This window comes from Allobosea sp. CER48 (assembly GCF_044752385.1).
Lineage (GTDB): Bacteria > Pseudomonadota > Alphaproteobacteria > Rhizobiales > Beijerinckiaceae > Allobosea.
This window is the reverse complement of the sequence record NZ_JBIWYK010000072.1, coordinates 1-9,803: the sequence shown is the minus strand read 5'-3', so window position 1 is coordinate 9,803 and position 9,803 is coordinate 1. Positions and strand designations below refer to the sequence as shown.

General features: G+C 66.1%; 9 protein-coding genes. 7 read left to right on the top strand and 2 right to left on the bottom strand.

Features of this window, described 5'->3' with window-relative positions:
- Positions 1–3: 3 nt before the first annotated feature.
- On the top strand, positions 4–1,161 hold the full coding sequence (locus ACIPIA_RS04880; protein ID WP_400507223.1) for a CaiB/BaiF CoA transferase family protein: 1,158 nt from the start codon (positions 4–6) through the stop codon (positions 1,159–1,161).
- Positions 1,162–1,172: 11 nt separating this feature from the next.
- Positions 1,173–1,955, top strand: a complete 783-nt coding sequence (locus ACIPIA_RS04875; RefSeq protein WP_400507221.1) for an enoyl-CoA hydratase/isomerase family protein — start codon at positions 1,173–1,175, stop codon at positions 1,953–1,955.
- 34 nt (positions 1,956–1,989) lie between these two features.
- Here the strand turns inward: ACIPIA_RS04875 and ACIPIA_RS04870 are convergent, their stop codons facing one another.
- Positions 1,990–3,315, bottom strand: coding sequence for an MFS transporter (locus tag ACIPIA_RS04870; RefSeq protein WP_400507220.1), 1,326 nt, complete (start codon positions 3,313–3,315; stop codon positions 1,990–1,992).
- Positions 3,316–3,499: 184 nt separating this feature from the next.
- Here ACIPIA_RS04870 and cyoA point away from each other — a divergent pair, with 184 nt between their 5' ends.
- Genes cyoA through ACIPIA_RS04845 form a run of 5 tightly spaced genes read left to right on the top strand, consistent with a single transcriptional unit; the run spans position 3,500 to position 8,389 of the window.
- The gene (cyoA, locus tag ACIPIA_RS04865; protein ID WP_400507218.1) at positions 3,500–4,582 is read left to right on the top strand and encodes a ubiquinol oxidase subunit II; all 1,083 of its coding nucleotides are present in this window, start codon (positions 3,500–3,502) and stop codon (positions 4,580–4,582) included.
- Between the two features lie 29 nt (positions 4,583–4,611).
- The gene (gene cyoB, locus ACIPIA_RS04860; RefSeq protein WP_400507216.1) at positions 4,612–6,612 is read left to right on the top strand and encodes a cytochrome o ubiquinol oxidase subunit I; all 2,001 of its coding nucleotides are present in this window, start codon (positions 4,612–4,614) and stop codon (positions 6,610–6,612) included.
- A 9-nt stretch (positions 6,613–6,621) separates the two neighbouring features.
- On the top strand, positions 6,622–7,257 hold the full coding sequence (gene cyoC, locus ACIPIA_RS04855) for a cytochrome o ubiquinol oxidase subunit III (protein ID WP_400507214.1): 636 nt from the start codon (positions 6,622–6,624) through the stop codon (positions 7,255–7,257).
- A complete protein-coding gene (gene cyoD, locus ACIPIA_RS04850; protein ID WP_400507212.1) occupies positions 7,254–7,628 on the top strand; it encodes a cytochrome o ubiquinol oxidase subunit IV in 375 nt (124 codons plus the stop codon). The genes cyoC and cyoD overlap by 4 nt, the downstream gene beginning before the upstream one ends.
- A 56-nt stretch (positions 7,629–7,684) precedes the next feature.
- Positions 7,685–8,389: an SURF1 family protein gene (locus tag ACIPIA_RS04845; protein WP_400507211.1), complete on the top strand. Its 705-nt coding sequence runs from the start codon at positions 7,685–7,687 to the stop codon at positions 8,387–8,389.
- Positions 8,390–8,399: 10 nt separating this feature from the next.
- Here the strand turns inward: ACIPIA_RS04845 and ACIPIA_RS04840 are convergent, their stop codons facing one another.
- On the bottom strand, positions 8,400–9,779 hold the full coding sequence (locus ACIPIA_RS04840; protein WP_400507209.1) for a M20/M25/M40 family metallo-hydrolase: 1,380 nt from the start codon (positions 9,777–9,779) through the stop codon (positions 8,400–8,402).
- Between the last annotated feature and the right edge of the window lie 24 nt (positions 9,780–9,803).

Sequence of the window (9,803 nt, the reverse complement as noted above, 5' to 3'; positions counted from 1 at the left end):
GGGCTGAAGGTTCTGGATCTGACCCGCGTGCGGGCGGGGCCGACCTGCGTGCGGGTCTTCGCCGATTTCGGCGCCGACGTGATCAAGGTGGAAAGCCCGCCGGGCGTCGATCCGAACGAGAATATGAGTGGGCCGCGCCTCGGCTACGACATGCAGAACCTGCATCGCAACAAGCGCTCCCTGGCGCTGAACCTGAAGACGGCCGAGGGCAGGGCGATCCTGATGAAGCTCGTCGACGAGGCGGACCTGCTCGTCGAGAACTTCCGGCCTGATGTGAAGGAGCGGCTCGGCCTCGATTTCGAGACGCTGCACGCGCGCAATCCACGCCTGATCCTCGTCTCGATCTCGGGCTTCGGCCAGTCGGGGCCGTATCGGACCCGCGCCGGCTTCGACCAGATCGCGCAGGGCATGGGCGGGATGATGTCGGTGACCGGCCTGCCGGGGCAGGGGCCGGTGAGGGCCGGCATAGCGCTCGCCGATTCCTCGGCAGGGATCTACGGTGCCGTCGGTGCGCTGGTGGCGCTGCAGGAGCGCGCGACCTCCGGCAAGGGCCAATGGGTCCAGACTTCGCTGCTCGAAGCCCAGATCGCGATGATGGATTTCCAGGCCGCGCGCTATCTCGTCGAGGGCTCGGTGCCGCCTCAGGCCGGCAACGACCATCCGTACTCCACGCCGATGGGCGTCTACAGGACACGCGACGGCGCGATCAATCTCGGCGTCGGCGGCGAGGAGCAATGGCGCTGCTTCTGCCGCGCCGTGGAACGGCCGGAATGGGGCGCCGACTCGCGCTTCGACACCATGGAGAAGCGTTTCGACCACCGCCCGCAACTCCGGGAGATGATCGAGGAGCGCTTCGCGGCGGCGGACAGTGCGGACTGGCTGGAGGCCATGGAGGCGCATGGCGTGCCGGCCGGGCCGATCTATGCGGTCGACCAGATGTTCGAGGATCCGCAGGTGCGCCATCTCGGCATCGCCAAGCCGCTGAGCCATCCCGATCTCGGAGACATCCGCCTCGTCGGCCAGCCGGTGACGCTCTCGCGCACGCCCGCCGACGTCGCGACGCCGACGCCGAAGGCGGGGCAGCACAATGACGAGATACTGGCCGAACTCGGCTATGACGAAGCAGGCCTCGCGAAGCTGCGGGCCGAAGGCGTGATCTGACGGAGGCCGGAGTGAGCGACGAAATTCTGTATGCGGTCGAGAACGGGGTCGGCACGATCACGCTCAACCGGCCGCAGGCGCGCAATGCGCTGACCTTCGCGATGTATGAGCGCATCGCCGAGATCTGCCGGGACCCGGCAGCCCATGGCGATCCGCGCGTGATCGTCATGACCGGCGCGGGCGACAAGGCCTTCGGTGCCGGCACCGACATCTCGCAGTTCCGCGCCTTTTCCGGCGCCGGGGATGCGCTGGCCTACGAGGAGCGCATCGAGAAGGTGATCGGCACGATCGAACGGTGCCCGGTGCCGACGCTCGCCGCGATCTCCGGCGCCGTCACCGGGGGCGGCGCCAGCATCGCGCTGTCCTGCGACCTGCGGATCGCGACAGTCACCGCACGCTTCGGCTTCCCGATCGCGCGGACGCTCGGCAACTGCCTGTCGATGGAGAACTACGCGCGGCTCTTCGCGCTGCTCGGGCCGGCGTTGGTCAAGGACATCGTCTTCACCGCCCGGCTCGTCGAGGCGGAGGAGGGGCGGCGTGTCGGGCTCTATAGCGAGCTGTTGCCGGACCATGCCGCGCTGATGGCACGCGCGAGCGAGCTGGCGCAGATCGTCGCGAGCCACGCGCCGCTCACGATGCGCGCGACCAAGGAGGCCATGCGCCGCCTGACCGCAGCGGCGGCAGATGGGGTCGATGGCCGCGATCTGGTGACGCTTTGCTACACCAGCGCCGATTTCCGCGAAGGCATGGAGGCCTTCCTCGGCAAGCGCCCGCCGAACTGGACCGGGCGCTGACCCAGGGCGGATCGCCGGGCCTGGCAGCTACGGCTCAGCCGTAGCTGCGCTCCAGCCTGCGGTCGATCGCCAGTGCTGCCAGCGTGCAGAGCGCGCCGGAAAGCAGGTAGATGCCGACCCAGGCGAGGCCGAACGCGCTGGATACGGTGAGAGCCACCAGCGGGGCGAAGCCTGCGCCGATGAGCCAGGCAAAGTCGGAGGTCAGCGCCGCGCCGGTATAGCGGTACTGCGTGCCGAAGCTCGAAGCGACGGCGCCTGCGGTCTGTCCATAGGACAGGCCGAGCAGGCCGAAGCCGATGATGACGTAGATCGTCTGGCCGGCGAGGCTGTCGCCGAAGAGCAGCGGCGCGACGATGCTGGACAGGCTGAACAGCGCGATCATCGCGCCGGAGAGAAGCAGCGTGTTGCGGCGGCCGATCTGGTCGGCGATCAGGCCGGAAGTGACGATCGCGCCGGCGCCGACGACGCCGCCGGCCGCTTGTACCAGCAGGAATTCCGAGACCGAGCGGTCGGTGAAGAGGTTGATCCAGCTTACCGGGAAGATGGTGACGAGGTGGAAGAGCGCGAAGCTCGCCAGCGGCACGAAGGCGCCGAGCACGATGGTGCGCCCATGGGTCCGGAGAAGTTCGGACACCGGCACCGGCATCAGTTCGCGCGTTTCCATGAGCTCGGCGAATTCATGCGTGGCGACCATGCGCAAGCGGGCGAACAGCGCGACGACATTGATGGTCAGCGCGACGAAGAAGGGATAGCGCCAGCCCCAGCTCAGGAAATCCTCCTTCGACAGCGCGCCCTCGAAATAGGCGAAGAGACCGGCGGCGAGGATGAAGCCGAAGGGCGCGCCGAGCTGCGGCAGCATGGCATACCAGCCGCGGCGATTCGGCGGAGCGTTGAGGGCGAGCAGCGACGACAGCCCGTCCCAGGCGCCACCCAGCGCGATGCCCTGCAGCAGGCGGAAGCCGGCGAGGACGACGACGGACCAGATGCCGATCGTCTCGTGGCCCGGCAGGAAGGCGATGGCGGCCGTCGAGCCACCGAGCAGGAACAGAGCTACGGTGAGCTTGGTGCCGCGGCCGTAGCGACGGTCGATCGCGAAGAACAGGACGGAGCCGAACGGGCGCGTCACGAAAGCCAGGGCGAAGATGCCGAAGGCGTAGAGCGTTCCGGTCAGGCGGTCGACGAAGGGGAAGACCAGCTCGGGAAAGACCAGCACGCAGCCGAGGCCGAAGACGAAGAAATCGAAATACTCCGACGTCCGCCCGATGATGACGCCGAGCGCGATGTCGGCGGGCGTGACATGGTCCCGCCCGTGCTCGTCCGTCAGATGGCCCGATGAATGGGTCGCTGCATCAGCGCTCATGGCCGCGAATTCCTCGCTCGCAGACAGGCCGGAAGGACCGGGCTTGCCCGCACCTCATACAAATGGATACGGTGGATAGAAGCTACCCGTCAAACTGCCGCAATGGGACAGATTGTCCGATGTGCGGTGCGAAAGAATGGGAATAGAGAACGGCTGTTCCCATACGAGGGAGGTCTCGAGTCTCTTGCGGATCTTTCGATTCTTAGCGGTTCTGCCGGTCTTTGCACTGCTCGGCGGCTGCCAGATGGTGCTGCTATCGCCGTCCGGCGATATTGCGGTGCAGCAGCGAAACCTCCTGCTCGCCTCCACGGCGCTGATGCTCCTGATCATCATCCCGGTGATGGCGCTGACGATTTTCTTCGCCTGGCGCTACCGCGCCTCGGCGAAAGCCTCCTACGATCCGGAATGGAACCATTCGCTGCCGCTCGAAGTGGTGATCTGGTCGGTGCCGCTGCTGATCATCATCGTCATCGGCGCGATGACCTGGATGGGCACGCATCTGCTCGATCCCTATCGCCCGCTCGACCGCATCAGCGCCAGCAAGCAGGCCATCGCGGCCAAGGCCGGTGAGACCTCTCCGAAGAAAGAGCCTCTGGTGATCCAGGTGGTGGCGCTCGACTGGAAATGGCTGTTCCTCTATCCGGCGCAGGGCATTGCCTCGCTGAACGAGGTCGTTGCTCCGGTCGATCAGCCCATCGAGTTCCGCATCACTTCGTCCTCGGTGATGAACTCGCTCTTCATCCCGGCGCTTGCCGGCCAGATCTACGCCATGCCGGGCATGCAGACGCGGCTCAACGCCGTGATCAACCACCCCGGCGATTTCGAAGGGTTCTCCGCAAACTACAGCGGCGCCGGCTTCTCGGACATGCGCTTCCGCTTCCGCGGCGTCGACGAGAAGGGCTTCGGCGACTGGGTGCAGGGCGCGATCCGCAGCGGCAGCGTGCTGGGGCGCGAGGAGTATCTCGTGCTGGAGCGGCCGAGCGAGCGCGAGCCGGTGCGGCTGTTCCGCGACATCCCGTCCGATCTCTTCAGCGCCATCCTCAACATGTGCGTGGACCGGGCCAAGATGTGCACGCGCGACATGATGGCGATGGACGCCAAGGGCGGCGGCGGCAAGGAGGGCATCCATATCGTCGCGCAGCTCGAATACGACAAGAGCGTGCGCCGCGGCGGCCAGCCGATGCCGCCGCGCCCCTTCGTGACGGCGATCTGCACGCCGACCGATGTCTACGGCACTGCGGGCGTCACCGCTCGCGTCGCCAACTGAAGCGCTTTCGCTAGCGTGCCGAGGGAACCATGACCTCCTATCCCGACTGGTGGAAGCTGATCTTCGGACGCTTCACGCTCGAGGCGATCCCCTATCACGAGCCGATCCTGATCGGGACGTTCGCAGCGGTCGCGCTCGGCGGCCTCGCCCTCGTGGCGCTGGTGACCCGCTACAAGCTCTGGGGCTATCTCTGGCACGAGTGGTTCACCAGCGTGGACCACAAGAAGATCGGGATCATGTACATGATCCTCGGCGTCATCATGCTGCTGCGCGGCTTCGCCGACGCGGTGATGATGCGCGGCCAGCAGGCGATCGCGTTCGCCGGCAACGAGGGCTATCTGCCGCCGCACCATTACGACCAGATCTTCACGGCGCATGGCGTCATCATGATCTTCTTCGTGGCGATGCCCTTCGTCACCGGCCTGATGAACTATGTGGTGCCGCTGCAGATCGGCGCGCGCGACGTCGCCTTCCCCTTCCTCAACAATTTCTCGTTCTGGATGACGGTCGGCGGTGCGGTGCTGGTGATGGCCTCGCTCTTCGTCGGCGAATTCGCAAAGGTCGGCTGGCTCGCCTATCCGCCGCTTTCCGGGGCAGCCTACTCGCCCGGGGTGGGCATGGACTATTACCTATGGGCCCTGCAGATCGCGGGCGTGGGTACGACCCTGTCCGGCGTCAACCTGATCGCGACCATCGTGAAGATGCGCGCGCCCGGGATGGACATGATGCGGATGCCGGTCTTCACCTGGACGTCGCTGTGCACCAACGTGCTGATCGTGGCGACCTTCCCGATCCTGGCCGCCACGCTCGCGCTGCTGACGCTCGACCGCTATGTCGGCACAAATTTCTTCACGAACGATCTCGGCGGCAACCCGATGATGTACGTGAACCTGATCTGGATCTGGGGCCATCCCGAGGTCTACATCCTGATCCTGCCGATCTTCGGCGTATATTCGGAGGTGGCATCGACCTTCTGCGGCAAGCGCCTCTTCGGCTATGCCTCGATGGTCTATGCGACGGTGGTCATCACGATCCTGTCCTACCTCGTCTGGCTGCACCATTTCTTCACGATGGGCTCGGGCGCCAGCGTGAACTCCTTCTTCGGCATCACCACGATGATCATCTCGATCCCGACGGGCGCGAAGATCTTCAACTGGCTGTTCACGATGTATCGCGGCCGCATCCGCTTCGAGCTGCCGATGATGTGGCTCGTAGCGTTCATGTTGACCTTCGTCATCGGCGGCATGACCGGCGTGATGCTCGCAGTGCCGCCGGCCGATTTCGTGCTGCACAACAGCCTGTTCCTGATCGCCCACTTCCATAACGTCATCATCGGCGGCGTGGTCTTCGGTGTCTTCGCAGGCATCGCCTACTGGTTCCCGAAGGCCTTCGGGTTCAAGCTGGACCGGTTCTGGGGCCTGCTCTCGTTCTGGTTCTGGGTCATCGGCTTCTACGTCGCCTTCATGCCGCTCTACATCCTCGGCCTGATGGGCGTGACGCGGCGGCTCAGCCGCTTCGAGGATCCGTCACTGCAGATCTGGTTCGTGATCGCGGCGGTCGGCGCGGGGCTGATCGCGCTCGGCATCCTCTGCTTCATCATCCAGATCGCCGTGAGCGTCCTGCGCCGCGAGCAGCTGCGCGACACCACGGGTGACCCGTGGGATGGCCGCACGCTGGAGTGGTCGACCTCCTCGCCGCCGCCGGCCTACAACTTCGCGTTCACGCCGATCGTGCATGACCTCGACGCCTGGGCCGACATGAAGAAGCGCGGCTACACGCGCCCGCTCGGCGGCTTCCGGCCGATCCACATGCCGCGGAATACGGGCGCCGGGTTGATCATCGCCGGCTTGGCGACGATCTGCGGCTTCGCTCTGATCTGGTACATCTGGTGGCTGGCTGCGCTGACCTTCATCGGCGTCCTGGCCACGACGATCGCGCATACCTTCAACTACGACCGCGACTTCCACATCCCTGCCGAAGCCGTTCTGCGCGAAGAGGATTCGCGCACGGAACAGCTGGGCCGGGCCTGAGGGACGATGATGGCTAAGGCGACAGCGGACACGCAGGCTGCGAACGGCGTTCCGGCGTTCTACGTCACGGAAGACGAGCACGAGCACTCCGGCGGCTCGACCATGCTCGGCTTCTGGCTCTACCTGATGAGCGACTGCCTGGTCTTTGCAGTCCTCTTCGCGACCTTCGGGGTGCTCGGGCGCAATTATGCCGCCGGGCCGTCCGGCGCCGACCTGTTCGATCTCAGGCTGGTCGCGATCAACACCGCGATGCTGCTGTTCTCGTCGATCACCTATGGCTTCGCCATGCTGGCGATGGACAAGGGCCGGCAGGCGGCGATGCAGGGCTGGCTGGTCGTCACCGGGCTCTTCGGCCTCGCCTTCCTGGCGATCGAGCTCTACGAATTCGCGCACCTGATCCATGAGGGCGCGACGCCGATGCGCAGCGCCTTCCTGTCCTCCTTCTTCACGCTGGTCGGCACGCACGGGCTGCACGTCACCTTCGGCCTGATCTGGCTGACGGTGCTGATGGTCCAGGTTCGGCGGCGCGGGCTGATCGAGGCCAATCGCCGCCGGCTGATGTGCCTCAGCATGTTCTGGCATTTCCTCGACGTCGTCTGGATCGGCGTCTTCACCTTCGTCTATCTGATGGGCGTGCTGAAATGAGCGCTGGCGGGAACCAAGCCGAGCATCACGACGGGCACGGCGGCCATGGCGCCCAGCCGCATGGCAGCCTGCGCGGCTACATCACGGGCTTCCTGCTCTCGGTCGTCCTGACCGCGATCCCGTTCTGGCTCGTCATGAACGACGTGCTCGGCAACTCGACGCTGACGGCTATCGTGATCATGGCCTTCGCCGCCGTGCAGATCGTCGTCCACATGGTCTACTTCCTGCACATGAACAGCCGTGCGGAGGAGGGCTGGAGCATGATGGCCCTGATCTTCACGATCATCATCGTGGTGATCGCGCTCTCGGGCTCGCTATGGGTGATGTACCACCTCAACACCAACATGATGCCCGACATGCACAGGATGTGAGGGGGCCGCGCTTGTCCGTGGCTGTGGCCGGAAGGCGCCGTGGAGGCGCCGGGCGCGTGGTCTTTGCGTCTGTCCTGGCGCTGGTCGCGCTGGTCGCAGCCGGGCTCGGCGTCTGGCAGGTCCAGCGGCGCAGCTGGAAGCTTGATCTGATCGCCCGTGTCGAAGCGCGAATCCATGCGGAACCTGTTGCTGCGCCGGGGCCGGCGCAATGGCCCACGATCGACGCCGACGGCGCCGAATATCGCCGGGTCGCGCTACAGGGCCGCTATCTCGATGCGCCGGAGACGCTGACGATGGCCGTGACCGAGCGCGGCCCCGGTTTCTGGGTGATGGCGCCGTTCCGGAGCGATGGCGGCTTCACCGTCCTCGTCAATCGCGGTTTCGTTCCGGAAGACAGGCGAGGAGCCGAGCAGAGGCGCCGGGTTGCGGGCGAACAGGCGAGGGTGGTCGGGCTGTTGCGCCTCACCGAGCCGGCCGGCGGATTCCTGCGTTACAACGACCCGGCCGCCGGGCGCTGGTACTCGCGCGACGTCGCCGCGATCGCAACGGCGCGCGGGCTGGGCGAGCTCGCCCCCTATTTCGTCGATGCCGACACGGCCAGCGAGCCCGGCCCGTTGCCGCAGGGCGGCATGACCCAGGTCAGCTTCCGCAATACGCACCTGATCTATGCGCTGACCTGGTTCTGCCTGGCGCTGATGAGCCTCGCCGGCCTCGTCTTCGTGCTGAGAGGCAAGGCCGGCGGCGAAGCGCCGGCCTCCTAGGGCCGGGCCGTCAGCCCTTGTCCTGCAGCTGCCCGAGTTCGTGCAACAGCGCGGCGCCCGTCCGGATGCCGCTCTGGAAGCAGTCCAGCGTCATGTTCTCGTTCGGCGCGTGGTTCGCCTCGTCATGGTTGGCATAGGGCGTGACATAGGCGGGGATGCCGAGGATCTTGGTGAAGACGTAGTTCGGCAGGCTGCCGAAGCCGGCAGGGATCAGCAGCGGCTCCTCGCCATGGGCGGCGACGAAGGCGCGGCGCAGCGGCGCGGTATAGGCCGAGGCGATCTGCGTCTTGGAGGGCCACATGCCGGTCTCCTCGACGATGAATTCGACCTCCGGCGCATGTTTCTCGACATGGGCTCGGACCTTGCGGAGGATGTCCTCCGGGTCCTGTGCCTCGACGAGGCGGATGTCGCATTTCACCAGCGCCTCGTTCGGCAGCACGGTCTTGGTGCCCGGCCCGCCATAGCCGCCATGGAAGCCGTTGATCGTCAGCGTCGGCTGGAAGCAGAGGCGGTCGTAGAAGGGCCGATCGAGCGGCGCGTCGAGGCGCTTGAGGCCCAGGCCCTGCTTGAACGCGTCGATGTCGAGCGGCAGGCGCTTGATCGCTTCGATGTCCTCGGCGGTCGCGGGTTCGACGTCGTCGTGAAGCCCGTCGATGGTGATTTCGCCCGCCTCGTTCTTCATGGTGGCGAGCAGGTGGACCAGCGTCCAGATCGGGTTCGGCACCACGCCGCCGAAATTGCCGGAATGGACGTCGCGGCTGGCGTGGCGGCAGCGCAGGTCGAAGGAGACCACGCCGCGCGAGCCGAACTTGATCGTCGGCGCACCGCTGGCATGGCGCGGCCCGTCCGCGGTGACGGCGAGATCGGCCTTCAGCAGCGCCTGGTTGGCGCGCACGAAGCCGGCGATGCGCGGGCTGCCGATCTCTTCCTCGCCCTCCAGCAGCAGGATGACGTTGCAGGGCAGCTCGCCATGGATCTTGAGGTGGGATTCGATCGCCAGGATCTGGGCGAAGTGCTGGCCCTTGTTGTCGCCTACTCCGCGCGCATAGAGGCGGCCGTCGCGGATGGTGGGCTCGAAGGGAGGGGAGATCCACTTGTCGAGCGGGTCCGGCGGCTGCACGTCGTAGTGGCCGTAGAGCAGAACCGTGGGCTTGCCCGGCGCCTTCTCCCAGCGCGCGACGACCATGGGATGGCCTTCGGTCGGCATGAGGCTCGTCTCGAGGCCGATCTGCGTCAGCATGTCGACCAACAATGCCCCGACCTCGGCGATGCCGATGTTCTCGGCGCTGATGCTCGGGTGCCGCATATAGGCGATCAGCCGGTCGAGGAAGGCGCTGCGGTTGGCTTCGATATGATCGAAGACCGGAGCGAGGGCATCGGAGGAAGCCATTTTGATACAGGCCTTTGCAGGGAA